Below are 24,307 nucleotides of genomic sequence, written 5' to 3' on the forward strand. Positions count from 1 at the left end.
TTTTGGGCTGAGCTGCTGATTCGCCAAGTGGATCTAGAACACACCTCGCCGAATTCTCAACAGACGTGGCTTCCGCAGGATCCCTGATGACCGTTCGCCCTCGGCTGGACCGTGCACCATGGTGGGGTGACGAATGCCGAAGCAGAGCCGGTCGAACACGATGACCGGTGGATCTTGAATCTCCGAGGGTGGGGCGTTGCTGGGATCACTGTCGACTACCGCCTCACGCTGGTCCTCGACGAAGGTTGGGAAGTCGTACTCGAAACGCCTGCTCGGCTCTCATCCGGGCCGGCCCACACCAATCCTGGCGTGCTTCTGGTGCCGGAGACTCAGGACGTGGCCGCAGCCCTCTCGCTCTTCGGGACGAAGGTCGTCTCTGCGGTCGCCTTCAAGTCCGGCACGCTTCGAATGGTGTTCGAGAATGGCACGCATCTGACGTGTCCAACCGATGCGGCGTTCGAGGCGTGGCAAATCACAGGCCCTGGAGGATGGCGGTTCGTGTCCCTGCCGGGAGGCGACCTCGGCGTTTGGCCCGCCTCCGCAGCGAAAGAGGATCCGCAAGTTCGGTCTGCAGAGCATTGAGAATCTGCCAGCTGGAGTACGACGGGACAACATCGCACTCGACATGTGCGACTTTTCATGATGGTGGGCAGGTAGTTGAGGGCTGACCTGGGCAGCAGGATTCTAGTTTTCGCTGTAGTTGGCATGGAATGGTCGAGTTAGTTGGCACGTCCGCCCCGGCGTCCTCAGAGGTCCTCCGCACCGATCCAGCAGATCGTCGCGACCAGATGGGCAGCCTTGTCAGTGGCATCGGCAGCGAGCAGAGCCCAATCCCGGCATTCGGAGACGATCTGCGGCCATGGCTTCTGTCGGTCGACATCCCAGTCGATGCTTGGCCCCCCACCGCCGAAAGCCCCTCCGCCGTCCCTGACCTGCCAGACCTGGAAGTAGAGCACTGCCTGGCCATGGGCAGCGAGATCGTCGACGACTTCGGCAAGGCACGCTGTCGGCCACGCTGGATCCAAGTGCTCCACGTGGCGACGCAGTCCGGCGGCGGCAGGCGGAAGGACGACACTGCGTGCATCGAGCTCGGCGAGTGCCCGGCGCAGTCCCACCCCCTCACTGTGATCGGGGGCTTCACCGCCTCGCCGGAAGTTCTCGTATGCCTGCCGCAGATCCGGCACCGCGCGGTGGATCCCGAGCTCGGCCAGGGCCTCGGCTGCCCACTGGCGGACCACCGTGTTGTCACTGCTCAGCATGCGGACGAGAGCGTCTCCCGGACGCGGATCTCCCAGCGCGGAGAAGACCTCGATGGCACACAGCTGCCCGAACGAACCCAGACCGGGCGCCGCCTCGATCAGCCGATCCAGCACCTGCGGGCCCATGGCGGTCAGCCCATGCTGGGCGTCCTCGGCCACCTCGCTCGAATCCGCATCCAGCTCACCCACCAGCCGAGCGATCACACTCTCCATGGTGACAAGTCTGACCTGCGGGCATCGGCCGAAGCTACGGAAATATCGTGCCGCTGCACGACCACCTCGCGTGCAACCCGCCGAACCTCACGCAAACCCGCCATACGGACGCATAACGACCGAGCTGATCATGCACGCCAACCATCTCGAAAAGTCGCAACATGCAGGCAGGACCCCAGCCGGAGGTGACAGTTGCCGCGACCAAGTGACAACTACCTCGACCAATCACAGCTGGGAGGGTCACTGTTGCAAGCGGTGTGCTTGCAAAAGTTAGCGGGGTGGGGGAAGGTGGAGGCATGGCTTCGCTGAAGGTGGGCAACGTCGGGGAGTACCTGCGGGAGCAGCGTCGGGGGGCGCGGCTCAGCCTGCGGCAGTTGGCGGAGGCGGCCGGTGTGTCGAATCCGTATCTGAGCCAGATCGAGCGCGGGCTGCGGAAGCCTAGTGCGGAGATCCTGCAGCAGTTGGCGAAGGCGTTGCGGATCTCGGCGGAGACGCTCTACGTGCAGGCGGGGATGCTCGACGCGCGGGAGCGGGACGAGCTGGAGGTGCCGGCGGTGATCATGTCGGACCCGTCGATCGACGAGCGGCAGAAGCAGGTGCTCATCCAGATCTACGAGTCCTTCAGGAAAGAGAACGCCGCCGCGGAATCGGCCGCCAAGGCCGAGGAAGCCGCACGACAGGCCGAAGAAGAACAGAAGAACGCCGAAGAAGAGCGGAAGAACGTGGAGGCGGATTCGTCTCCGACACTCGTACGGGAGGAATCCGAGAAATGACCATCACCGACGACATCGTCAAGAGCCTGCGCAACCCGACCCCGCTGTACGCGGTCGCGGGTACGGCGGACCTCGCCGCGGCGAAGCTCCGCGAGGTGCCCGCGCTGCTGGAGAAGCTGAAGGACCAGGCGCCCGAGCGGATCGAGAAGATCCGCGGCACCGACCCCAAGGACGTGCAGCAGCGGGTCACCGCGCAGGCCAAGGACGCGTCGACCAAGGCGCAGACGCGGCTGAACGAGACGATCAGCGGCATCGACTTGGACCTGAAGAAGATCGGCGGGTCCGTGCAGGACCTGGCGCTCCAGGGCGTGGGCCGGGCCGCCGAGTACGCGGTCAAGGCGCGCGAGACGTACGACGAGCTGGCCGAGCGCGGCAAGGGCGCGGTCGCTCAGTGGCGCGGCGGCGCGGCCGACGAAATCATGGAGATCCCGCCGGCCGTGAAGCTCGCGGACATCCCGGCCGACGAGCCGCTGACCGAGTCGATCGGCGACCGGCTGGCCGCGAAGCCCGCCGACACGTCCGGCGACAAGCCGGCCGCCCGCAAGACCACGCCCCGCAAGCCGAGTGGCGCGAAGAAGGCGACCGACAAGTCCGCGGAGTGAGGCGAGGGCCGGGCACGCTTTGCGAGCCCGGCCCGTTGTTCGTGCAGGAGCCGGTACGGTTGGGCGGGCGACAAGCGGACGGTCGGCACGGTGCCGGCCGACAGCGACAAGGGCGGTGGACGGCGTGCTGATCACGGGGTTCTTCGGGGTGCTCGGCCTGGTGTCGTGGGCGCTCTTCCTCTTCGCGGCCTTCGCCTTCGTCGACGCGGCGATCCGCCGTGAGGACGCGTACCGGGCGGCGGACAAGAACACCAAGGCGTTCTGGCTGATCATCCTCGGCATCGCGGCCGTGGTGATGAAGCTGTTCTCGGTGCTGTCGTTCCTGCCGGTCATCGGCCTGGTCGCCGTGATCGTGTACATGGTGGACGTACGCCCCGCCGTACGGCAGATCACCGGACCGCGCCGTGGCGGCGGCCTGCGGCGGCGCCGCGGCGGTGGCAGCAGCAGCGACGGCCCGTACGGCCCGTACAACGGCTGACGCGTACCCACCGGGCCGTATCCACCGGGCGGGCGGCCCCCAGTGGACCGGCCCCCAGCGCACCGGCCTCAGATCCGCTTCGGCCGCTCCAGCAGCACGACCGCCACGTCGTCCGTCAGCTCCCCGCCGTTGAGCTCCCGCGCCTCCGTGAGCGTCGCGTCGAGCAGTTCCTCGCCGCGCAGGCCCTCGGCCAGCAGCCGGGCGGTCATCCGTACCATCCCGTCCTGCCCGAGCCGCTGCGTGCCCTGGCCGATCCGGCCCTCGATCAGGCCGTCGGTGTAGAGCATCAGGCTCCACTCGCCGCGCAGCCGTACCGGTATCCGCTGCCAGCGGGCATCCGGGAGCAGGCCGAGCGCCGGGCCGCCCTCCGTGTACGGCAGCAGTTCCGGCACGCTGCCGGGAGCGCCGGGGGTCGAGAGCAGCGGCGCCGGGTGTCCGGCCAGATGCAGATCGGCGCTGCGCGCGTCCGGCGCGATGTCGACGGTGCAGAGCGTCGCGAAGATCTCGTCGTCCGACCGCTCGTGTTCGAGCACCTGCTGGAGCGTACGCAGCAGCGCGTCGCCGCCGAGCCCGGCGAAGGTCAACGCACGCCAGGCGATGCGGAGTTGGACCCCGAGGGCGGCGGCGTCCGGGCCGTGGCCGCAGACGTCGCCGATCATCGCGTGGACGGTGCCGTCGGGGGCGCGGACGGTGTCGTAGAAGTCGCCGCCGAGCAGGGCGCGGCTGCGCCCCGGGCGGTAACGCGCCGCGAAACGCAGGCTCGCGCCGTCCAGCAGCGGGGTCGGCAGCAGGCCGCGCTCCAGCCGGGAGTTCTCCTGCGCGAGCAGCTTCGTCTCGGTGAGCTGCCGGTGCGCGAGGTCGGCGCGCTTGCGCTCGACGGCGTAGCGGACGGCGCGCGTGACGGTCCCGGCGTCGACCTCGTGCCGCGCGAGGTGGTCCTGGGCGCCGACCCGTACGGCCTCCGCGGCCCGCCCGTCGTCCACGCCGTCGGTCAGGACGAGTACGGCGGTGCCGGGCGCGAGCCGCAGCACCTGCCGCAGGCCGTCCAGCACGTCGGGCAGGTCGAGGAGGATGCAGTGCACGTCGTCGGTGAGCAGACGGCCGGCCGCGGTGAGATTACGTGCCCGCAGGATACGGATCCGCGGCCCGCCGCCCTCCTGGAACCACGGCGCGGTGAAGGCGTCCGTCGCGTCCTCGCCGATGACCAGCAGCGTGAAGATCGCGGGACCGCTGCCCGGATCCTGCCGCTGCCGAGGCAGCGAGAGGGCGCCGGACTCCGTGTACGGCGCGGTGGACGGCGGTACGGCGGTGGACGCCGGTACGGGTGCGGACGGCGGTACGGGGACGGATCCCGGCACGGCGACCGATGTCGGTACGGACGGCGGTACGGAAAGGGGCGAGGGCCCGGCCGTGGAAGCCGTCCCTGATCCGGGTACGGCAGCGGGGCCCTCGGCCCCGCGCGTCTCGTCGGTGGCTGAGGGCCGATCGGTGCCGCGTTGGGCTGCGGACATCAAGCGACTCCTTCCCTCCCCCGAGGATCTCCGGAGACCCTAGTGGCTGGAGGCAAGGTGACGGGAGGGCAGAGAGTGAACCGTCAGCGTCATATGCGGCGGTCAGCAGGGGATTTCGCGGTGGATGTGTTGATCCGCACATGACCAAGGTCACGCGGGGCGGCCACAACCCCGCCCCCGCCGCGACCCGCATCCGGACCGCCGCCCGCATCCGGACCGCCGCCCGTACGCGTACCCGCCCACGTATCCCTCCGCGCCCCACGTCTCCCTCCGTCCAGACGTACGCGAACCGTCATCAACCCGGTCGTACGACCCCCAGGATCGGCATCGAACCGGCCCCCGCCACCACCACGTCCCGCCCCGGGCGCGGCGCGTGGACGATCGCGCCGCCGCCGACGTAGATGCCGACGTGGCTGGCGTCGGAGAAGTAGATGACGAGGTCGCCGGGGCGCATCCGGTCCACGGGCACGTGGGGGAGGCGCGCCCACTGCTCTTGCGAGGTGCGCGGGATGGGACGGCCCGCCGCCGCCCACGCCTGGGAGGTGAGCCCGGAGCAGTCGTACGAGGACGGGCCCGCCGCGCCCCACACGTACGGCTTCCCGATCTGCCGGGTCGCGAAGGCCACGGCGCGGCGGCCCGCGGCGGAGGACGCCGTGGACGCGGCGGTGACCAGGCGTTTCGCGTCACCGGTCGCCAGCCAGTCGCTCTGCGCGCGGTACGCCGCCTCGTCCTCGAGCCGCGCGAGCCGGACGCGCTCCTGTTCCTTGAGCGTGGCCAGCAGCGCGGTGGCCTCGGCGAGCCTGGCCCGTACGCGCTGCCGCGCCCCGGCCGCCGTCCGCTGCGCGTCGACCAGTTGCTGCCACCGCTCGGTGGCGGCGTGCGCGTAGCCGTCCAGCTTCCCGCGCGTGTCGGCCAGCGCGTCGAGCGTGGCGCTCGCCGCGCGGGCGCCGCGGGCGGCGAGTCCCGCGTCCGACAGGAAGGTGTCGGGGTCCCCCGACATCGCCAGCCGCAGCGTGTCCGGCACCCCGCCGGCCCGGTACTGCGCGCGGGCCAGCGCCCCCGCCTGCGCGGTGAGCGTGCGCAGGCGTGTCTGCGTACGGTCAATGGCCACCGCCAGCGCCACCAGGTCGTGCTGCTGGGCCCGTACGCGTTCCCCGGCCGCGTTGTACGCGTCCGTCGCCGCCTCCGCCTGCCGGTACAGCGCGTCCACCTCGGCTCTGACCCGGGCCACGGTGCGCGGGGGTGCGGCCTGCGCCGGGGCCGTGGCGGTGGCGGTGGTCAGCGCGACCGTGGCGGTGAGCGCCGTGAGCGCCGTGAGCGCTGCCGCGCAGGCGCCGCTTCGGATTCCGCGGGTCATCCGAGCCTCCCTCACGTCACGGGCGCGGTGGCTGTTCGCGCGGCTCCTCGCGCCGCTGAACGCAGGGTTTATCTGACGGTCCGTCACATCTTGGCGGATGGTGGCACGGCGAGCCGTAAAGGGGAAGGGCGAGAGGGCGTTACGCGTGCGGGGCGAGGGCGGGCCAGGCGACCGTGACCTCGCCCTGGCGCCACCGGGCGGGGCCGTCCACGACCGGCCAGCCGTCCGCGCGCAGCGAGGTGACGGCGCGGATCCACCGCTGGCGCGCGCCCAGGGCGGACAGGGGAGCGGCCGAGGCCCAGGCCCGGTCGAAGGCGGTGAGGAACGCGTGCACGGATTCGCCGGGCACATTCCGGTGGATCAACGCCTTCGGGAGGCGTTCGGCCAGGTCGGAGGGGCGGTCGAGGGAGCCGAGGCGGGTGGCGAAGGTGACGCTTCGGGGGCCTTCGGGGTCGAGCGCCACCCAGACATGGCGGCGGCCGATCTCGTCGCAGGTGCCTTCCACGAGGAGGCCGCCGGGGGCGAGCCGGCCGCGCAGCCGGGTCCATACGGCGGCGACCTCGCTTTCGTCGTACTGGCGCAGGACGTTCGCCGCCCTGATCAGGACGGGGCGGCTTCCGTGGGGGAGGGGGACCTCGAAGCCGCCGTGCATGAAGCTCAGGTTGTCGCGCTCGTACGGTTTCGCTGCCGCGACGCGGGCCGGGTCGATCTCGACGCCGACGACCTGGACGTCTTCTCTTACCGCCTGGAGGCGGCTGAGGAGTTCCACCGCTGTCCAGGGGGCGGCGCCGTATCCGAGGTCGACGACGACGGGGTGGTCGGCTCGCCGCAGTTCCGCTTCCAGCGCGGTGGCGATCCACCGGTCCATCCGGCGCAGCCGGTTGGGCCCGGTGGTTCCTCTGGTCACCACCCCCACCATGCCGCGCATTCCTCGACTCTAGTCTTTCCCGCCCGCCCACCCGTGCGGGTGTTTTCTTCGTCTGCGGGTGCCGCTTGTGCCTGGGTCGGTGCCGGTCCGGGGCACCTCCTCGAAATGCGGCTACCTGGCCCCGTGTATCCGGTGCCCTTCTTGTCACCGCATTTCTGCGGGGGCACCCCGGCCCGTCCCCTCCTCGCTCGTCGGCGTCCGCCTGCCGGTGGGGGTTGCCGGGGGAGGGGGGTCTTTCGGCGAGCCGCCCCGCGTCACCGCCCGGCCCCGGGGGTGCCCTCCAGCTAGTCCGCCGACCCCGCCCGCCCATGCCCTGACTCGCCGCCCCCACGGGTGGGCCACCGCCGCCAGGCTTACCTGCGCCCGCCCTCCTCCCACCCGGGTGGACGGTCGGTCGCGCGGGGCCTGGGCCCCCACCCACCCCCTCCCCCCTCAGCCACAGCGGACAGGCGGGCGCCGACGGACCGGAGGGGTCGGTGCGGGGTGCCCCCGCAGGGGGACGAACGGGCAGGGGCAGAAGCAGGCGCAGGTGGCCGCACGTTCGTCGCCCGAGGAGGTGCCCCGGGCCGGGACCGACCAGGCACAGGCGGCACCCGCAGACGAAGAAAGCACCCGCACGGGTGGGCGGGCGGGAAAAAAAGACAAAAAGACCAAGACACCACCCACCCCCCAAGGTCACGCTTCGGCAACAAGGAAATGGAACCGCCAGTTCCGGCGTTCCCCATGGTTGAACGCGGGGGTACAGCCTTCGGAAGGAACGCATGGTGACCCAGCAGACGTCGTCCCGGCTCGCCGCGCTGCGCGGTGCGCAGAAGCACAAGCACGCGCTGGGGATGAGGGGTCGCCGCACCGGAGGCCGCCGCGTACGCCGAGTCGCGATGCTGAGCGTGCACACGTCACCGCTGCACCAGCCGGGCACCGGCGACGCGGGCGGCATGAACGTCTACATCGTGGAGCTGGCCAAGCGCCTCGCCGACCTGAACGTGGAGGTCGAGATCTTCACGCGGGCCACCACGGGAGCGCTGCCCCCGGCGGTCGAGCTGGCCCCCGGTGTGCTGGTGCGGCACGTGGACGCGGGCCCGTACGAGGGCCTGGCCAAGGAAGAGCTGCCCGCGCAGCTCTGCGCGTTCACGCACGGGGTGATGCAGGCGTGGGCGGGCCACCGCCCGGGTTACTACGACCTGGTGCACTCGCACTACTGGCTCTCGGGCCACGTCGGCTGGCTGGCGGCGCAGCGCTGGGGCGTGCCGCTGGTGCACGCCATGCACACCATGGCCAAGGTCAAGAACGCGGCGCTGGCCGAGGACGACTGTCCCGAGCCCGCCGCGCGGGTGATCGGCGAGACGCAGGTCGTGGCGGCGGCCGACCGCCTGATCGCCAACACCGCCGAGGAAGCAGACGAGTTGGTGCGGTACTACGAGGCGACCGCCTCGAAGGTCGCGGTCGTGCACCCCGGCGTGAATCTGGACCGCTTCCGCCCGGAGCCGGGCCGCGGGGCGGCCCGTCGGCGCCTCGGGCTGCCGCAGGACGCGGTGATCCCGCTCTTCGCGGGCCGGATACAGCCCCTGAAGGCCCCCGACGTGCTGATCCGCGCCGTCGCGGTGCTGCTGGACGAGGACCCGACGCTGCGCGACCGCCTCCTCGTGCCGATCGTCGGCGGCCCCAGCGGCAGCGGTCTGGCCAAGCCGGAGGCGCTGCACAAGCTGGCCGCGCGGCTCGGCGTGTCCGACGTCGTACGGTTCCAGCCGCCGGTGGACCAGGAGCGGCTCGCGGACTGGTACCGGGCGGCGACCGTCCTGGTCATGCCGTCGTACAACGAGTCCTTCGGGCTGGTCGCGATAGAGGCGCAGGCGTGCGGTACGCCGGTGGTCGCGGCGGCGGTCGGCGGGCTGCCGGTCGCGGTGGCGGACGACCGCACCGGCTTCCTCGTACCGGGGCACGACCCCCGGGACTACGCGCGGGTGCTGCGCCGTTTCATCGACAACCCGGCGCTCGGCGACTCGCTGGGCGCGGCGGCGGCCCAGCACGCGCGGGAGTTCGGCTGGGGGAAGGCCGCGGCCGACACCACCGAGGTGTACGCGGCTGCGCAGGCCGAACACCGCCGTCACCTACGATCGGCGCATGGCTGAGGAGACCCCGGTGGACGTCAACGGTGACACCAACGACGGAGCCCATGACGGTGCCCATGGCGGCGCGACCCCCGACGCCCCGCGCGGCGACCTCCGGGCGCGAGCCGTCCGCGCGCTCGAACAGGCCCTGCGCGAAGCCGACTTGCCGTGGGAGTCGCCGCGCCCGGACACGTACGTCACCCAACTGCCGGGCACCCGCAAGCTCTCCACCACCTGCTCCTTCCTGGTCGGCGCCCACACCCTGTCGCTGAACGCCTTCGTCGTCCGCCACCCCGACGAGAACCAGGAAGCCTTCTACCGCTGGCTTCTGGAGCGCAACCTTCGCCTGTACGGGGTGAGTTACGCCATCGACCGGCTCGGTGACGTCTACCTCAACGGCCGCCTCCCGCTGGCCGCCGTCACGCCGGAAGAGGTCGACCGGCTGCTCGGCGCGGTCGTGGAGAACGCGGACGGCTCCTTCAACACGCTGTTGGAGCTGGGGTTCGCCACCTCCATCCGCAAGGAGTACGCGTGGCGGGTGTCGCGCGGCGAGTCCACCAGGAATCTGGACGCGTTCACTCACCTGACCGAAGGTCAGTCCTAAGAATCACCGCACGACCCCTTCCCCTTGGTCCGTACCACATGACACCCTCACGTCAGTCGTAGATCTGAACCACGTTCAGATATGTGGGAGCGGCCTACGTGTGAAGGGTGGAAGCATGGCGATGAGCCGCAGGAAGCTGCTGACCGCGAGCGTCCCGGTCACCTCGGCGGCGGCAGCCGCGACGGCGCTCGGCGGCACGCCGTTCGGCGGTACGGCGTTCGGCGGTACGGCGTTCGGCGGTACGGCGAAGGCCGCCGACGCGGCCGTCGACCCGTCCGGGCAGGGGGGCCGCCAACCCCTCACCCTCTGGCGGGAGTTCACCGCGACCCCGTACACCCACCCGCAGATCCCGTACGTCGCCCGCGCCGGTTACGGCGGCGGCTCCCGCCGCTTCCGCCGCCACCCCGTCCGCGCGAACGTCCTGCGCTACGGCGCCAAGGCGGACGGTTCGGCCGACGCGGCCCCCGCCATCAACCGCGCCCTGCGCGAGGTCGGCCGGGCGGGCGGCGGCACCGTCCACCTCCCGCCGGGCACGTACCGCATCGACGACGTCATCCGGCTCGGCTGGAGCAACACCACCCTGCGCGGCGCGGGCAGCGGACGCACCGTGCTGTACGCGACCAGGTCGCTGACCGACCTCATCGGCCCGTACGGCAGCCGGTACGGCGGTGACAAGTCGTCGTGGTCCTGGGCGGGCGGCCTGGTCTGGATGTGCCCGGCCGACCGCTACGCCTCCCTGACCGACGCGATCCGCGCCAAGGACTGGCCGTTCGAGGGCTGGACCGGCAACAGGCGCGACCAGTGGCGGACGCTCGCGACCGTCACCGAGGAGGCCGCTCAGGGCAGTTGGAGCGTCACCGTCGACAGCGCCCGCCAACTGCGGCCCGGCGCACGCGTGTTGCTGCAATACGCCGACGACCCCGCGCACGGCCTGCTCGACCACATGGCGGGCGACGTCGACGGCGCGGCCACGTACGACTGGTCCGACAAGAGCAAGCTGCTCTCGTACGTCCCCTACGAATGGCCGGCCCTGATCACCGAAGTCCGGGGACGGCGCGTCACCTTCGACCGGCCGCTGCCGCTGGACACCCGGCTGCTGTGGCGGCCGAGGATCACCACGATGGTCGAGCCGCTGGTCAACTCCGGTGTGGAGGGCCTGACCATCCAAATGACGCCCACACCGCAGTCGCCGCACCTGCTCGACAAGGGGTACAACGGGCTGGTCGCGCAGTGCACTTGGGACTGCTGGGTGGACGACGTGCACGCCGTCGATGTCGACAACGGCTTCCTGATGGTCGCGGCGAAGGCCACCACCTTCCGCCGTACCCGCGTCTCGGGGCGCGGCAGCCACCACCCGTACGCCTGCCGCGAGGGCTCGCACGACAACCTCGTCGAGGACTTCGCGATCGACCGGCGCACCGTGCCCGCCCCGTCCGGTACGCAGCTCCACGGCATCAACGCCGAGGGCCTGTCGTCGTACAACGTCTGGTCGCGCGGCCGGATGGAGATGGGCACCTTCGACACCCACCGCGGCCTGCCGTTCGCCTGCGTCCGTACCGACATCACCGTCTCCAACGACGGTCAGCACGGCGGCGACGCCTCCGCCGGACCGCTGTACGGCGCCCGCTTCACCCACTGGAACGTCACCGTCACCAACGGCCGCGCGGGCTGCGTCAAGATCGACGACATCGCGCCCTACAGCGCGACCGTCGGCATCTCCACGGTGACCCCCTTCGGCCAGATCGACGTCCCCGACTTCACAGGCCCGCTGCACTCGCGCCTGGAGTCCTACGGCACCCCGGGGATCGACCCGCCGAACCTCTACCAGGCGCAGCGCGCTCTGCGGCTCCGCCGCTGACCGGGGCTTCCGGTCGAGCGCCTTCGTGGCCCTGTCGGCGTCCCGGCTGGTGTCCCGGTCGGCGAACGGCCCGCGGCGCTCAGCCGCCGACCTGTTCCGGGGCGTCGCGGGGAGCCGGGGCCTGGGCTTCGACTCCGGCCGCCACAGGGGCGGTGGGCAGGACCGGGGCGGCCGAACGGCCGCGCAGCAGCAGGTAGTAACCGGCGCCCGCGAGCGTGCCGAGGACGGCGCAGCCCAGCCAGACGGTGGTGCGGCCGAGCTGGTCGAGGGTGACGCCGCCGACCAGGGGACCGGCGAAGGCCGCGGCGGACCAGGACAGGGTGTACATGCCCTGGTAGCGGCCACGGCCGGTGGCCGGGGCGAGGTCGGCGACCACCGACATCGAGGCGGGGGCGTGCACGATCTCGCCGAGGGTCCATACGACGACGGTCAGCGAGTAGAGGGCGACCGAGCCCGCGAGGACGGTCAGGCCGAAGCCCCACGCCATCAGCAGCGAACCGACGCCCAGCAGCGCCGCGTTGCCGTACCGCCGCACCAGCCGGGTGACGGGGATCTGGAGCAGCACGATCACCAGGCCGTTGATGGCGATGACGACACCGAACTGGCGGGCGGACAGGCCGTGCGCGCCCATGTCGACGGCGAGCGTGGAGTTGGCCTGGTTCATCACCGAGCCGAGCAGGAAGGTCAGGCCGACCAGGGCCATGAAGCGCTGGTCGCGCAGGACGTCGGAGAGCCGGATGTCGGTGGAGTCCGCAGCGCGCCGCGAAGTCGCCTTACGGGGACGGGATTTCGTCGTCGTCCCGCTCGCCGTCGTCCCACTCCCAGCCTTCCCGCTCCCAGCCTTCCCGCTCACCGCCTTCCCGTTCACCGTCCTCCCGTCCACGTACGTCACCTTCGCCGTCACCGGCAGCGTCTCCTGCGCCTTGACGTACACGACCACCGCGCACAGCACGGTCGTCAGCGCGTCGCCGACGAACAGCCACACGTATCCCTCGGAGGCGATGAAGCCCGCGGCGGCGGCCGAGACGCCGAAGCCGATGTTGATCGCCCAGTAGTTGAGGGAGAAGGCACGCACCCGGTCCTTCGGGGGTACGAGGTCGGCGATCATCGCGGAGAGCGCGGGCCGGGAGGCGCTGCTGGTCAGGCCGACGAGGGTCGCGACGGCGGCGATGGCCAGCGGGTTGGTCACGAAGCCGAGCACCGCGGTGGTGGCGGCGGCGCCGAGCTGGGTGGCGAGCAGTGTGGGGCGGCGGCCGATCCGGTCGGCGAGGACCCCGCCGAGCACCGCGCCCCCGGCGCCGCCGAGCCCGAACAGGGCCGCGACCAGGCCCGCGTACGAGGCGGAGTAGCCGCGCTGCACGGTGAGATAGAGGGCGAGGAACGTCACGACGAAGCCGCCGAGGCGGTTCACCAGGGTGCTGGTCCACAGCCACCAGAACTGGCGGGGAAGACCGCTCACCGTCTCCCGTACCGCCCGACTGAACGCCGTCACCGCGACCCCTTTGTGTAATGACCTCTACCGGCTGGAGAATATTACAGAGGGCGGTCGGGTGGCGCCAGGGGATTTCTATTAGGCTCGGGCCCATGGCTGCTGCTCCGTACCAACTGATCCTGCTCCGCCACGGCGAGAGCGAGTGGAACGCGAAGAATCTGTTCACCGGCTGGGTGGACGTCAATCTCAACGACAAGGGTGAGAAGGAGGCGGTCCGGGGCGGCGAGCTGCTCAAGGACGCCGGTCTCCTCCCCGACGTGGTGCACACCTCCCTCCAGAAGCGCGCGATCCGCACCGCGCAGCTCTCCCTGGAGGCCGCCGACCGCCACTGGGTGCCCGTCCACCGCTCCTGGCGGCTCAACGAGCGGCACTACGGCGCGCTCCAGGGCAAGGACAAGGCGCAGACCCTCGCCGAATTCGGCGAGGAGCAGTTCATGCTGTGGCGCCGCTCGTACGACACCCCGCCGCCGCCCCTGGAGGACGGCGCCGAGTTCTCGCAGAGCGACGACGCGCGGTACGCGAGCATCCCGCCGGAGCTGCGTCCGCGCACCGAGTGCCTCAAGGACGTCGTCCTGCGCATGCTCCCGTACTGGTACGACGGCATCGTCCCCGACCTGCTCGCGGGCCGCACCGTCCTGGTCGCCGCGCACGGCAACTCCCTGCGCGCCCTGGTCAAGCACCTCGACGGCATCTCCGACGCCGACATCGCCGGCCTCAACATCCCCACCGGCATCCCCCTCTCCTACCAGCTCGACGCCTCCTTCCGCCCCCTCAACCCGGGCGGCACCTACCTCGACCCCGACGCCGCGGCAGCCGCCATCGAGGCGGTCAAGAACCAGGGCAAGAAGTAGTCCTCTCGCACCGCCACGCCCTCTGTCCGCGGGTTTTCCCGCAGACGGGGGGCGTTGTCGTTCACGGGTCGACGGCGGGTCGGCGGCCGAGCAGCCCGTCGGCCGGCAGGACCTCGACGGAGCCTTCCGAGTCTTCACAAGGGCGGTCCGAGGGCGCGGCCGTCGTCGTTGGCCGGGCATGACGACGGCCCGCGTCCGTCAGGAAGCGCGGGCCGTCGTCCGTGTGAACGGTTGGTGCGACGGGACGGTACGGATCAGACGAGTCGGGACGGACGGGGCGTCAGCCGGTGCAGCCTCCGCACTGGCAGGCGCCGCCGGACTGACAGCCACAGCCGCACCCCGAGCCGCAGCCGCACGCGGCGACCAGCGGCAGCGGGGTCCGGAGCGGCCGCGGGGCGTGGTCGGAAGACGGCTGGTCGCGTACGGGAGTTGGCGTGACGGGGGATTCCTGCATCAGTACACCCTCCTCAGGCTTGCCTACCCACCAGTGAACTCCGCGCCGGCCGCGCCCTTCAATAGCGCACCCCCGGCGCACGAGCGCACTCCGGCCTCCCCCGAATGCCTTACGCGCCCTACGCGCGGCGACCGACCCGCGCGCCGCGAAAGCCCTCCGTGCCGCCACCGGCCCGCGCGCCGCGAAAGACCCCCGCCCCCGCGAAAGACCTCCGCGCCGCCACCGGCCCGCGACGCGCCGCGAATGACCCCCGCCCGCGCCGGACGGCGTTACGCGCCCTCCACCGCCGACGGCGTCTGCGGCGTCATCTCGTCCGCGTGCTCACCGGTGACCAGGTAGACGACGCGCTTGGCGACCGACACGGCGTGGTCGGCGAAGCGCTCGTAGTACCGGCCGACCAGCGTCACGTCCACGGCCGTCTCGATGCCGTGCTTCCAGCGGTCGTCCAGCAGGTGCTGGAAGAGCGTGCGGTGCAGCTCGTCCATGCGGTCGTCGTCCGCTTCGAGCTGGAGCGCGTCGTCCACGTCCTTGCTGACGATGACCTCGCCGGCCTTGGCGACCAGGCGCTGCGCGAGCTGGCCCATCTCCAGGATGGTGCTGTGCAGGTCGCGCGGCACGGCCGACTCGGGGAAGCGCAGGCGGGCCAGCTTGGCCACGTGGCGGGCGAGGTCGCCGGACCGCTCCAGGTCCGCGCTCATCCGCAGCGACGTGACCACGATCCGCAGGTCGGTGGCGACCGGCTGCTGCCGGGCCAGCAGGGTGATCGCCCGGTTCTCCAGCTCCCGCTGGATCTCGTCGACCTTCTCGTCGGCGGCGATGACGCTCTCCGCGACCTTCAGGTCCGCGTCGAGCAGCGCGGTGGTGGCGCGGCCGATCGCGGAGCCGACGAGCCGGGCCATCTCGACCAGACCGTCACCGATCGAGTCCAGCTCCTCGTGATATGCGTCCCGCATCGCTTTCCTTCCGTCCGAACAGAGGTTTCTCCTCCACGCTGCCACGCTGATGGGCGTACGCGTACCGACCGCACACCCTGAGTGAACCACTCCCCACGTGAAGGTGAACTCTTGGCAACGAGCATCCGAGAGGTAGCTTCCGGGGTTGTGGATCGCTTGCGCGACCCACCTAACCTGGGGCTATGGACGTGAACGCGGCAGTCGCCGCAGCCAGTGCGATAGCCGGTCTGCTGACCGGTGTGATCGCCGTGCTCGCGTTCCGCTGGAGCGAGCGGGAACAGGCCCGCCCCACCCGTACGGCCATGCGGCCCGACAACATGACCGGCGCGCTGCCGCCGGGCGTGGACACCGTACTTTCGGTCCTGCGGTCCTCCGCCGTCGTCCTGGACGAGGGCGACACGGTGGTCAAGGCCAGCTCGGCGGCGTACGCCCTCGGGCTGGTACGCGGCGGCCGGCTGGCCGTCGACCAGATGCTGCAGATGGCCCGCGAGACCCGGCGGGACGGCGAGATACGGCAGGTGGAACTGGACCTGCCGCGCCGCGGTGTGAGCCGCGGCGAGGGTCTCGCGGTCTCGGCGCGGGTCGCCCCGCTGGGCTCCCGGCTGGTGCTGCTGCTGGTCGAGGACCTCACCGAGGCCCGGCGGATCGAGGCGGTCCGCCGTGACTTCGTGGCGAATGTCAGCCACGAACTGAAGACCCCCGTGGGGGCGCTCTCCCTGCTGTCGGAGGCCGTCATGGACGCCTCCGACGACCCCGAGGCGGTCATCCGCTTCGCGGGCCGGATGCAGATCGAGGCCACCCGGCTGACCAGCCTGGTCCAGGAGATCATCGACCTCTCCCGGGTCCAGGACGACGACCTGCTCGACGACGCCGAGCCGGTGGCCGTGGACGACCTCGTCGCCGAGGCCGTCGACCGCTGCCGTCACCAGGCCAACACCAAACAGATCACCATGGCTACCGGAACCACCCCTGACCTGCACATATGGGGAAACCGGGGCCAGCTCGCCGCCGCCCTCGGCAATCTCGTCGAGAACGCTGTCAACTACAGTCCGGCCCGTACGCGGGTCGGCATCGCGGGGCGCAGGATCAACGCACCCGGCGGGGATCTCATTGAGATCTCCGTCACCGACCAGGGCATCGGCCTCTCCGAGAAGGACCGCGACCGGGTCTTCGAGCGCTTCTACCGGGTCGACCCGGCGCGCTCGCGGGCCACCGGCGGCACCGGGCTCGGGCTGTCCATCGTCAAACACGTGGCCGCCTCGCACGGCGGGGAAGTCACCGTGTGGAGCGCCGAGGGTCAGGGCTCCACCTTCACACTGCGGCTTCCCGAAGCCGGGATCGCCCGCGACCGCGCACTGCCGCCCGGCACCGATCCTGTGGCCGAGGCGGACGCGGACCCCGACTCCGATCCCGACTCCGACCGCGACTCCGAACTCGATTCCGACCAGGAGTCGCTGGACGAGCCGTCGGACGAACAGCTCTTCCGCTCTCTCCCCGAACACATCCCCGCCCCGGAGGTCCTTCCGTGACACGCGTACTCGTCGTCGAGGACGAAGAGTCCTTCAGCGACGCGCTGTCGTACATGCTCCGCAAGGAGGGCTTCGAGGTCGCCATATCCGCGACCGGGCCCGACGCGCTGGACGAGTTCGAGCGCAATGGCGCCGACCTGGTACTGCTCGACCTCATGCTGCCGGGCCTGCCCGGCACCGAGGTCTGCCGCCAGCTCCGGCTGAAGTCCAATGTCCCGGTCATCATGGTGACCGCCAAGGACAGCGAGATCGACAAGGTCGTCGGCCTGGAGATAGGCGCGGACGACTATGTGACCAAGCCGTTCTCCTCGCGGGAGCTGGTCGCCCGCATCCGCGCGGTGCTCCGCCGCCGCGGCGAGCCCGAGGAGATCTCCCCGGCCGCCCTGGAGGCCGGTCCGGTCCGGATGGACGTCGACCGGCACGTGGTCACCGTCTCCGGCGGCAAGGTCGACCTCCCGCTCAAGGAGTTCGACCTGCTGGAGATGCTGCTGCGCAACGCGGGCCGCGTCCTGACCCGTATGCAGCTCATCGACCGGGTCTGGGGCGCCGACTACGTCGGTGACACCAAGACCCTCGACGTGCACGTCAAGCGGCTGCGCGCCAAGATCGAGCCCGACCCGGGCGCGCCGCGCTATCTGGTGACGGTCCGCGGCCTGGGCTACAAGTTCGAGCCGTAAACCCGGGTCCGGGCGTTGGACCCGGGCCCTGACACAGCGCGCGGACGGCAGAGCGCGTCCCGGATTCGTATACGGGAAAGGCCCGGTGGCGAGTGTGCCACCGGGCCGTTTCAGGTTGTCCGAAAACCGACCTCAGGAGGTCGGGGTGGCGGTGCCCGTCGGGGTCGCGGTGTCCGTCGGCGTGGCCGAGCCGGTGGGCGTGGCAGAACCGGTCGGCGTGGTGCTCGGCGTCGGCGCCTGGGTGGTCGGCAGCGAGCTGGGACCGAACTGCTGGTAGTCGCCGGTGGCCGGGATCACGTTGAGCTGGATCGCGACGGGCCCGGAGGAGCTGAACTCGAACACGGCGTTCTGCACGTCGCCGTCCCGCAGCGCCTCGGTGCCGCTGTCCACGACGGCGGACGGGTTGCCCTTGCCGCCGAGGAGCACGGTGCCGTGGCCGGGGACGCTGACGGTCTGGCCGCCGTCCTTGTCCGCGAGCGTGACCCTGGTCGAGCCGAGCTGGACGGACTGGAGGGTCTGGGCGTCGTCGCCGTTGTTGAACAGGCGCGCGGAGACCGTCGCGGGTCCGTTGCCGGCGCTCTGGGTGAGCACCACGGCGTTCTGTACCTTGATCACGCCGTGGGTCACGGAGTCGCTGTCCGGTTGGACCTTCAGGGTCTGCGCGTCGTTCCCGGCCGCGCAGGCGGCGAGCGGGGCGAGCGAGAGCGCGAAAACGGCGGCGAGGGCGCCGCGACGGAAGCTGCGGACCACGGCGGCGGCATCTCCTAGATCAGATTCGGAAGATCTTCCAGCGGCCTTAGATTACCGAGCCGTTGACGCGCCCGCGCACCGGGTGGCCCCTGGGAGCCCGGCTCACCCGCGCGGTTCACCCGCCCGGTGGCGGGCCGGGTGCGCGTACCCATTGCATTCCGCATTCCCCCGACGTGATTACCCGACGTCGTTCATGATCGGCGCGGCCGGTTTTCCGCGAGTGTTCCGCCGTTGTTCCACGACTGTGCAAAATTGGATCATCTGCGGGCAGGTTCCCGAACGGAGTAGCGATGATCCACTCGTCCGGGAGCGACAAATAGGGACGTACTGCCCCTTGTTCGGCGGCGGTAGAGCCTGTAACGGCGACGTTTCAGCCTCCCCGTATACCTGCTCCCACCTGCGGATACCTCGCGCGGGAGGCATGCTCCAGCACGTCCCGGGGGCCGTTGTCAAGCCCTGAGATATGCTCTGACCTGCGAAAACGCCATTCAGATGAGGGCGTTCCCGTGTTACCCTGGATAGCCACGGAAGGGGTACCTGTCACATGACGTTCAAGGTTGGCGACACCGTGGTCTATCCCCATCACGGGGCCGCGCTGATCGAGGCAATCGAAATTCGCCAGATCAAAGGCGTGGACAAGACCTACTTGGTGCTCAAGGTCGCCCAGGGCGACTTGACGGTACGTGTGCCCGCGGACAATGCGGAGTTCGTCGGCGTACGCGACGTGGTCGGTCAGGAGGGTCTGGACCGGGTCTTCGAGGTGCTGCGCGCGCCGTACACCGAGGAGCCCACCAACTGGTCCCGGCGATACAAGGCAAATCTGGAGAAGCTCGCTTCCGGCGATGTCATCAAGGTCGCAGAAGTGGTCCGCGACCTGTGGCGTCGTGAGCGCGAGCGCGGCCTGTCGGCCGGCGAGAAGCGCATGCTCGCCAAGGCCCGGCAGATCCTGGTCAGCGAACTCGCTCTGGCGGAGAACACCAACGAGGACAAGGCCGAGGCGCTGCTCGACGAGGTTCTCGCGTCCTAAGATCCTCGCGCGCGCCCACCACGTGCCATCGAGGTTCTCGTTTCTCGTCTCAATCGGCGTGGCCACGCCGACCGTGACGTACGGCGACGCACTGCCCCCGGAAACACCACCCGAGGGAATTACCGCGGCACCCGGTCGGGCATGACGACCGGGTGCTGCGGCATGCTTGTGCCCGCGTACGGAGACATACGGCCGGAGACATACGGCACCGCCCACCAGGCGGTACCGGGCGTGGCACATCCCCGCGGACTTCACGGAAGGGGTCCGCGGTGAGCGCTTGCCCGGCACTGTCCCCAACCTCGGCTGGGGGTACTCCCAGGCGATACCCACCTCATACAAGGACACAAACCTGCGTACCGCAGCAGTCATTCCCGCCGCCGGCCGTGGACTTCGGCTCGGCCCCGGCGCGCCCAAGGCCCTGCGCACCCTCGGCGGGGTGCCCATCCTGGTGCACGCCGTCCGCGCGATGGCCCGCGCCCGCGCCGTCGACGTGATCGTGGTCGTCGCCCCGCCCGAGGGCGTCCCCGAGGTCAGGGCGCTGCTCGACGCCCACGGCCTGCCCGAGTCCACCGACATACGGGTCGTCCCCGGCGGTGACGTACGGCAGGAGTCGGTACGGCTCGGCCTCGCCGCGCTCCCCGACGACGTGGACGTCGTCCTCGTGCACGACGCGGCCCGCCCGCTGGTGCCGGTGGAGACCGTGGACGGCGTGGTCGAGGCGGTACGCGGCGGCGCCCCCGCCGTCGTCCCCGCGCTGCCGCTGGCCGACACCGTCAAGAGCGTCGACGCGGTCACCCATCTGGTCACCGGCACCCCGGAGCGCGCCCTCCTGCGCGCCGTCCAGACCCCGCAGGGCTTCGACCGCGGCACGCTCGCCAAGGCGCACGCCACCGTGACCCGCGATGTCACCGACGACGCGAGCATGGTCGAACAGCTCGGCGTACCGGTGCTGGTCGTGCCGGGCCACGAAGAGGCGTTCAAGGTCACCCGCCCGCTGGACCTCGTACTCGCCGAGGCCGTACTCGCCCGCAGGAGGGCCACCGATGGCTACTGACGGCCCGCTCGGGCACGGGGTGTCCGGGTCCGATCTGCCCGGCGGCGATCCGTCCGGTTCCGGTCTGCCCGGCTCCGGCCTGCCGCCCGGCTACGTGCTTCCCCAGGTCGGCATCGGCACCGACATCCACGCCTTCGAGGAAGGGCGCGAGCTGTGGTGCGCCGGACTCCTCTGGGAGGGGGAGGGGTCGGGGCTCGCCGGGCACTCCGACGCCGACGTCGTCGCCCACGCGGCCTGCAACGCCCTGTTCTCCGCCGCCGGGCTCGGTGACCTCGGCGCCCACTTCGGCACCGACCGGCCCGAGTGGGCGGGCGCCTCCGGGACCGCCCTGCTCACCGAGGCCGCCCGGATCGTGCGCGACGCGGGCTTCGTCATCGGCAACGTGGCGGTCCAGGTCGTCGGCAAGCGCCCCAAGATCGGCCGCCGCCGCGACGAGGCCCAGAAGGTCCTGACCTCGGCGGTCGGCGCCCCCGTCTCGGTGAGCGCCGCCACCAGCGACGGCCTGGGCTTCCCCGGCCGCGGCGACGGCCTCGCGGCCGTCGCGACGGCACTGGTGGTCCGCGCTCACCCGCACGAGTGAGCGAGGAAAACCCGCGGGCGGGTGAGGGAATTCTCCGCCCGTCCGGCACGTTGCGTAGCCGGAAGATCACCGCCCCGGCATGTGAAAGGACCCGCTCATGGCCGCCCTCCCGGACTCCGCCCGCGCCCTGATCGACGGCAAGAATTTCGCGACCATCGCCACCCTCCAGCCCGACGGCCAGGCCCAGTTGTCCGTCGTGTGGGTGACGCGTGACGGTGACGACGTGCTCGTCTCCACCAAGGAAGGCCGTCGCAAGCACCTCAATCTGCTCAAGGACCCCCGCACCACCGTGCTGGTGACCCCGGTCGACAACCCGTACAAGTACCTGGAGATCCGGGGCACGGCGACCCTCACCCGTGAGGGCGGCGACGACCTGATCAACGCGCTGAGCCGGAAGTACACCGGTGAGGAGTACGGCAACGACGAGCCCGGGGACGTGCGTGTCGTCGTACGGGTGAGCGCGGACCGGATCGTCGAGCACGGCTGAGCCGCGCGGGGCCGCCGTCCGTACAGCCGGGCCGCCGTACAGCCGGGCCGCCGTCCAGCCGGGCCGCCGTCCAGCCGGGCGGGGCCGGGGCGCGGGGGTCGCCGTACAGCCGATTGTCACCGTTGTGTGTGCCCTGTGTCAGACCGCACAAGGCACCCGCTCCGGGCCACTACCCTTGTGGAGTGACTATTCGCCTGTACGACACCAACGCGCGCCAGGTCCGTGACTTCGTCCCGCTCACGCCGGGCTGCGTCTCGATCTACCTGTGTGGCGCCACCGTGCAGGCGGCCCCGCACATCGGGCACATCAGGTCCGGGCTCAACTTCGACATCATCCAGCGCTGGTTCCGCTACCGGGGCTACGACGTCACGTTCATCCGCAATGTGACGGACATCGACGACAAGATCCTCGCCAAGGAGGCCGACCAGGGCCGCCCGTGGTGGGCGATCGGGTACGAGAACGAGCGCGCCTTCACCGCGGGCTACGACGCGCTGGGCTGCCAGCCGCCCACGTACGAGCCGCGCGCCACCGGCCACGTACCGGAGATGATCGAGATGATGCGCGGCCTCATCGAGCGCGGGCACGCGTACGAGGCCGACGGGAACGTGTACTTCGACGTGCGCTCGTTCCCCGAGTACCTGGAGCTGTCCAACCAGGAGCTGGACAATCTGCGCCAGCCCGAGGGCGAGGGCGAGACCGGCAAGCGGGACCAGCGGGACTTCGCGATGTGGAAGTCGACCAAGCCCGGCGAGCCGTCGTGGGAGACCCCGTGGGGCCGCGGCCGTCCCGGCTGGCACCTGGAGTGCTCGGCGATGGCCCACAAGTACCTGGGCAGCGTCTTCGACATCCACGGCGGCGGGATCGACCTGATCTTCCCGCACCACGACAACGAGATCGCGCAGGCCAAGGCGTACGGCGACGAGTTCGCCCGCTACTGGGTGCACAACGCCTGGGTCACCATGAGCGGCGAGAAGATGAGCAAGTCGCTCGGCAACTCGGTGCTGGTCTCCGAGATGGTGCAGCGCTGGCGGCCGATCGTGCTGCGCTACTACCTGGGCACCCCGCACTACCGGTCGATGATCGAGTACAGCGAGGAGGCGCTGCGCGAGGCGGAGTCCGCCTTCGCGCGGATCGAGGGCTTCGTGCAGCGGGTCATCGAGAAAGCCGGGCCGGTCGAGCCCGCCGCCGAGGTGCCGCCCGCCTTCGCCGAGGCGATGGACGACGACCTGGGAGTGCCGCAGGCGCTCGCCGTGATCCACACCACCGTCCGGCAGGGCAACAGCGCGCTGACGGCGGACGACAAGGAGACCGCGGTCGCGCGTCTGGCCGAGGTCCGTGCGATGCTCGGAGTGCTGGGCCTCGACCCGCTCGACGCGCACTGGACGGGCGCCGACCGCGGCGACGACCTGCACGGCGTCGTGGACTCCCTGGTCCGGCTGGTCCTCGAACAGCGGCAGTCGGCCCGCGCCCGCAAGGACTACGCGACCGCCGACGCGATCCGCGACCAGCTCGTACAGGCGGGTCTGGAGATCGAGGACACACCGACGGGTTCGCGCTGGACGCTGCGCGGCTGACCGATCCCGCGGCCGACCGCCTCAGCGGCCGACTGCCTCCGTGGCGGACCGCCTCGTGGCGGATCGCCTCCGCGGCCCCGGCCGACGGGCCCGACCCGTCGACCCGACCCGACCCGTATATCCGTACGCCGGACCCATGTCCGGCGAGCATGACCGAAGCGAAGTGAGAGTGCCCCATGGCCGGGAACAGCCAGCGCAGGAACCGCCGTACATCCAACAAAAAGGGCGCCACGGTCGGCAGCGGCGGGCAGCGGCGCAGGGGCCTTGAGGGCAAGGGCCCGACGCCGCCCGCGGAGGCGCGCAAGGGCCACAAGAAGAACCGCGTCGCCAACGCCGCGGCCAAGCGGGCCGTCTCCTCGCAGTCCCGGCGCCCGTCGGGCCGCGGCTCCAAGTCGACCTCCGAGCTGGTCGTCGGCCGCAATCCGGTGGTGGAGGCGCTGCGCGCCGACATCCCGGCCACAGCTGTGTACGTCCAGCAGTTCATCGAGAACGACGACCGGGTACGGGAGGCGCTGCGGCTGGCCACCGACCGCGGCGTACCGCTGCTCGAAGCCCCGCGCCCCGAGCTCGACCGGCTCACCGCGGGCCTGAATCACCAGGGCCTGGTGCTCCAGATCCCGCCGTACGAGTACGCGCACCCGGACGATCTGGCCGCCGCCGCGCACGACGCGGGCGAGGACCCGCTGATCGTCGCGCTCGACGGTGTCACCGACCCCCGTAACCTCGGCGCCGTCGTCCGCTCGGTGGCGGCCTTCGGCGGGCACGGCGTCGTCGTGCCCGAGCGGCGCGCGGCCGGGATGACGGCCGGTGCGTGGAAGACGTCCGCGGGTACGGCGGCGCGGGTGTCGGTGGCGCGCGCCACCAACCTCACCCGCACCCTGGAGTCGTACCAGAAGGCCGGGCTCACCGTCGTCGGCCTGGCCGCGGACGGCGACCTCGAACTGCACGAGCTGGGCGCCCTGTCGGGGCCCGTCGTCATCGTCGCGGGCAGCGAGGGCAAGGGTCTGTCGCGGCTCGTCAGCGAGACGTGCGACCTGCTGGTGCGGATTCCGATGCCGGGCGGCGCGGCGGAGTCGCTGAACGCCGGTGTGGCGGCGGGTGTTGTGCTGTACGAGGCGTCGCGGCGCAGGGCCTGAGCGGTGGTTGTGGCGCCGGGGTCGTGGCGCCGGGCCTGAGCTGTGGTCGTGG

The 24,307-nt window shown here is 71.1% G+C and carries 23 protein-coding genes; 16 read left to right on the forward strand and 7 right to left on the reverse strand.

Features of this window, described 5'->3' with window-relative positions; all coding sequences use genetic code 11:
• The first annotated feature begins 126 nt into the window (after positions 1–126).
• Positions 127–582 carry a DUF6188 family protein gene (locus tag ACZ4EF_RS19910; RefSeq protein WP_467505681.1) on the forward strand — a complete coding sequence of 152 codons (456 nt, stop codon included), beginning with the start codon at positions 127–129 and terminating at the stop codon, positions 580–582.
• Positions 583–746: 164 nt separating this feature from the next.
• On the opposite strand, the gene ACZ4EF_RS19915 is transcribed toward ACZ4EF_RS19910, so the two are convergent.
• Positions 747–1,472, reverse strand: coding sequence for a HEAT repeat domain-containing protein (locus tag ACZ4EF_RS19915; protein ID WP_467505683.1), 726 nt, complete (start codon positions 1,470–1,472; stop codon positions 747–749).
• Positions 1,473–1,768: 296 nt separating this feature from the next.
• Here ACZ4EF_RS19915 and ACZ4EF_RS19920 point away from each other — a divergent pair, with 296 nt between their 5' ends.
• The 3 genes from ACZ4EF_RS19920 to ACZ4EF_RS19930 all read left to right on the forward strand — a co-directional run bounded on the left by ACZ4EF_RS19920 (position 1,769) and on the right by ACZ4EF_RS19930 (position 3,325).
• Positions 1,769–2,245, forward strand: coding sequence for a helix-turn-helix domain-containing protein (locus ACZ4EF_RS19920; RefSeq protein ID WP_355342047.1), 477 nt, complete (start codon positions 1,769–1,771; stop codon positions 2,243–2,245).
• Entirely contained in the window at positions 2,242–2,847 is a 606-nt protein-coding gene (locus tag ACZ4EF_RS19925) for a hypothetical protein (RefSeq protein WP_355342050.1), read from the forward strand. Before ACZ4EF_RS19920 ends, ACZ4EF_RS19925 begins: the two co-directional genes overlap by 4 nt.
• 124 nt (positions 2,848–2,971) lie before the next feature.
• Positions 2,972–3,325, forward strand: coding sequence for a DUF2516 family protein (locus tag ACZ4EF_RS19930; RefSeq protein WP_355342053.1), 354 nt, complete (start codon positions 2,972–2,974; stop codon positions 3,323–3,325).
• A gap of 68 nt (positions 3,326–3,393) precedes the next feature.
• Here ACZ4EF_RS19930 and ACZ4EF_RS19935 read toward each other — a convergent pair whose 3' ends face one another.
• The 3 genes from ACZ4EF_RS19935 to ACZ4EF_RS19945 all read right to left on the reverse strand — a co-directional run bounded on the left by ACZ4EF_RS19935 (position 3,394) and on the right by ACZ4EF_RS19945 (position 7,121).
• Positions 3,394–4,836 carry a PP2C family protein-serine/threonine phosphatase gene (locus ACZ4EF_RS19935; protein ID WP_467505686.1) on the reverse strand — a complete coding sequence of 481 codons (1,443 nt, stop codon included), beginning with the start codon at positions 4,834–4,836 and terminating at the stop codon, positions 3,394–3,396.
• A gap of 295 nt (positions 4,837–5,131) precedes the next feature.
• Positions 5,132–6,193 (reverse strand): C40 family peptidase, encoded by a 1,062-nt coding sequence (locus ACZ4EF_RS19940; protein WP_467505688.1) that lies wholly within the window; start codon positions 6,191–6,193, stop codon positions 5,132–5,134.
• A 139-nt stretch (positions 6,194–6,332) separates the two neighbouring features.
• Complete coding sequence (locus ACZ4EF_RS19945; RefSeq protein WP_467505690.1) at positions 6,333–7,121, reverse strand: methyltransferase domain-containing protein; 789 nt, start codon at positions 7,119–7,121, stop codon at positions 6,333–6,335.
• Between the two features lie 833 nt (positions 7,122–7,954).
• Here ACZ4EF_RS19945 and mshA point away from each other — a divergent pair.
• The 3 genes from mshA (at position 7,955) to ACZ4EF_RS19960 (ending at position 11,691) form a co-directional block, all read left to right on the forward strand.
• The gene (mshA, locus tag ACZ4EF_RS19950; protein ID WP_467505808.1) at positions 7,955–9,250 is read left to right on the forward strand and encodes a D-inositol-3-phosphate glycosyltransferase; all 1,296 of its coding nucleotides are present in this window, start codon (positions 7,955–7,957) and stop codon (positions 9,248–9,250) included.
• Positions 9,243–9,833, forward strand: a complete 591-nt coding sequence (locus ACZ4EF_RS19955; RefSeq protein ID WP_467505692.1) for a type III secretion system chaperone family protein — start codon at positions 9,243–9,245, stop codon at positions 9,831–9,833. The genes mshA and ACZ4EF_RS19955 overlap by 8 nt, the downstream gene beginning before the upstream one ends.
• 115 nt (positions 9,834–9,948) lie before the next feature.
• Entirely contained in the window at positions 9,949–11,691 is a 1,743-nt protein-coding gene (locus ACZ4EF_RS19960) for a glycosyl hydrolase family 28-related protein (protein WP_467505694.1), read from the forward strand.
• 79 nt (positions 11,692–11,770) lie between these two features.
• On the opposite strand, the gene ACZ4EF_RS19965 is transcribed toward ACZ4EF_RS19960, so the two are convergent.
• Entirely contained in the window at positions 11,771–13,183 is a 1,413-nt protein-coding gene (locus ACZ4EF_RS19965) for an MDR family MFS transporter (protein ID WP_467505696.1), read from the reverse strand.
• A gap of 92 nt (positions 13,184–13,275) precedes the next feature.
• On the opposite strand from ACZ4EF_RS19965, the gene ACZ4EF_RS19970 reads away from it, so the two are divergent.
• On the forward strand, positions 13,276–14,034 hold the full coding sequence (locus ACZ4EF_RS19970) for a phosphoglyceromutase (RefSeq protein ID WP_355342074.1): 759 nt from the start codon (positions 13,276–13,278) through the stop codon (positions 14,032–14,034).
• A 723-nt stretch (positions 14,035–14,757) separates the two neighbouring features.
• On the opposite strand, the gene phoU is transcribed toward ACZ4EF_RS19970, so the two are convergent.
• Positions 14,758–15,441, reverse strand: a complete 684-nt coding sequence (gene phoU, locus ACZ4EF_RS19975) for a phosphate signaling complex protein PhoU (RefSeq protein ID WP_355342077.1) — start codon at positions 15,439–15,441, stop codon at positions 14,758–14,760.
• 182 nt (positions 15,442–15,623) lie between these two features.
• Here phoU and phoR point away from each other — a divergent pair, with 182 nt between their 5' ends.
• Together phoR and phoP are read left to right on the forward strand one after the other, a co-directional pair.
• A complete protein-coding gene (gene phoR, locus ACZ4EF_RS19980) occupies positions 15,624–16,970 on the forward strand; it encodes a two-component system sensor histidine kinase PhoR (RefSeq protein ID WP_467505699.1) in 1,347 nt (448 codons plus the stop codon).
• Positions 16,967–17,647 carry a two-component system response regulator PhoP gene (gene phoP / locus ACZ4EF_RS19985; RefSeq protein ID WP_093716893.1) on the forward strand — a complete coding sequence of 227 codons (681 nt, stop codon included), beginning with the start codon at positions 16,967–16,969 and terminating at the stop codon, positions 17,645–17,647. Before phoR ends, phoP begins: the two co-directional genes overlap by 4 nt.
• 132 nt (positions 17,648–17,779) lie before the next feature.
• Here the strand turns inward: phoP and ACZ4EF_RS19990 are convergent, their stop codons facing one another.
• Positions 17,780–18,397, reverse strand: coding sequence for a DUF461 domain-containing protein (locus tag ACZ4EF_RS19990; protein ID WP_355342083.1), 618 nt, complete (start codon positions 18,395–18,397; stop codon positions 17,780–17,782).
• Between the two features lie 544 nt (positions 18,398–18,941).
• Here ACZ4EF_RS19990 and ACZ4EF_RS19995 point away from each other — a divergent pair.
• The 6 genes from ACZ4EF_RS19995 to rlmB all read left to right on the forward strand — a co-directional run bounded on the left by ACZ4EF_RS19995 (position 18,942) and on the right by rlmB (position 24,255).
• Positions 18,942–19,424, forward strand: a complete 483-nt coding sequence (locus ACZ4EF_RS19995) for a CarD family transcriptional regulator (RefSeq protein ID WP_033174074.1) — start codon at positions 18,942–18,944, stop codon at positions 19,422–19,424.
• 322 nt (positions 19,425–19,746) lie between these two features.
• Positions 19,747–20,478 carry a 2-C-methyl-D-erythritol 4-phosphate cytidylyltransferase gene (gene ispD / locus ACZ4EF_RS20000; RefSeq protein WP_391164090.1) on the forward strand — a complete coding sequence of 244 codons (732 nt, stop codon included), beginning with the start codon at positions 19,747–19,749 and terminating at the stop codon, positions 20,476–20,478.
• A complete protein-coding gene (ispF, locus tag ACZ4EF_RS20005) occupies positions 20,468–21,058 on the forward strand; it encodes a 2-C-methyl-D-erythritol 2,4-cyclodiphosphate synthase (RefSeq protein ID WP_467505702.1) in 591 nt (196 codons plus the stop codon). Before ispD ends, ispF begins: the two co-directional genes overlap by 11 nt.
• 97 nt (positions 21,059–21,155) lie before the next feature.
• On the forward strand, positions 21,156–21,545 hold the full coding sequence (locus tag ACZ4EF_RS20010; protein ID WP_355342090.1) for a PPOX class F420-dependent oxidoreductase: 390 nt from the start codon (positions 21,156–21,158) through the stop codon (positions 21,543–21,545).
• A gap of 182 nt (positions 21,546–21,727) precedes the next feature.
• On the forward strand, positions 21,728–23,119 hold the full coding sequence (gene cysS / locus ACZ4EF_RS20015) for a cysteine--tRNA ligase (protein WP_355342093.1): 1,392 nt from the start codon (positions 21,728–21,730) through the stop codon (positions 23,117–23,119).
• A 176-nt stretch (positions 23,120–23,295) separates the two neighbouring features.
• Positions 23,296–24,255, forward strand: coding sequence for a 23S rRNA (guanosine(2251)-2'-O)-methyltransferase RlmB (gene rlmB / locus ACZ4EF_RS20020; protein ID WP_467505704.1), 960 nt, complete (start codon positions 23,296–23,298; stop codon positions 24,253–24,255).
• Positions 24,256–24,307 lie beyond the last annotated feature (52 nt).

The sequence above is a fragment of the Streptomyces sp. NPDC025721 genome (assembly GCF_055558595.1).

Coding starts and splice junctions, on each gene's coding strand:
- ACZ4EF_RS19915 (WP_467505683.1), bottom strand. CDS start 1,472: ATGGAGAGTGTGATCGCTCGGCTGGTGGGTGAGCTGGATGCGGATTCG.
- ACZ4EF_RS19920 (WP_355342047.1), top strand. CDS start 1,769: ATGGCTTCGCTGAAGGTGGGCAACGTCGGGGAGTACCTGCGGGAGCAG.
- ACZ4EF_RS19925 (WP_355342050.1), top strand. CDS start 2,242: ATGACCATCACCGACGACATCGTCAAGAGCCTGCGCAACCCGACCCCG.
- ACZ4EF_RS19935 (WP_467505686.1), bottom strand. CDS start 4,836: ATGTCCGCAGCCCAACGCGGCACCGATCGGCCCTCAGCCACCGACGAG.
- ACZ4EF_RS19940 (WP_467505688.1), bottom strand. CDS start 6,193: ATGACCCGCGGAATCCGAAGCGGCGCCTGCGCGGCAGCGCTCACGGCG.
- ACZ4EF_RS19945 (WP_467505690.1), bottom strand. CDS start 7,121: ATGCGCGGCATGGTGGGGGTGGTGACCAGAGGAACCACCGGGCCCAAC.
- mshA (WP_467505808.1), top strand. CDS start 7,955: ATGAGGGGTCGCCGCACCGGAGGCCGCCGCGTACGCCGAGTCGCGATG.
- ACZ4EF_RS19955 (WP_467505692.1), top strand. CDS start 9,243: ATGGCTGAGGAGACCCCGGTGGACGTCAACGGTGACACCAACGACGGA.
- ACZ4EF_RS19960 (WP_467505694.1), top strand. CDS start 9,949: ATGGCGATGAGCCGCAGGAAGCTGCTGACCGCGAGCGTCCCGGTCACC.
- ACZ4EF_RS19970 (WP_355342074.1), top strand. CDS start 13,276: ATGGCTGCTGCTCCGTACCAACTGATCCTGCTCCGCCACGGCGAGAGC.
- phoU (WP_355342077.1), bottom strand. CDS start 15,441: ATGCGGGACGCATATCACGAGGAGCTGGACTCGATCGGTGACGGTCTG.
- phoR (WP_467505699.1), top strand. CDS start 15,624: ATGGACGTGAACGCGGCAGTCGCCGCAGCCAGTGCGATAGCCGGTCTG.
- ACZ4EF_RS19995 (WP_033174074.1), top strand. CDS start 18,942: ATGACGTTCAAGGTTGGCGACACCGTGGTCTATCCCCATCACGGGGCC.
- ispF (WP_467505702.1), top strand. CDS start 20,468: ATGGCTACTGACGGCCCGCTCGGGCACGGGGTGTCCGGGTCCGATCTG.
- ACZ4EF_RS20010 (WP_355342090.1), top strand. CDS start 21,156: ATGGCCGCCCTCCCGGACTCCGCCCGCGCCCTGATCGACGGCAAGAAT.
- rlmB (WP_467505704.1), top strand. CDS start 23,296: ATGGCCGGGAACAGCCAGCGCAGGAACCGCCGTACATCCAACAAAAAG.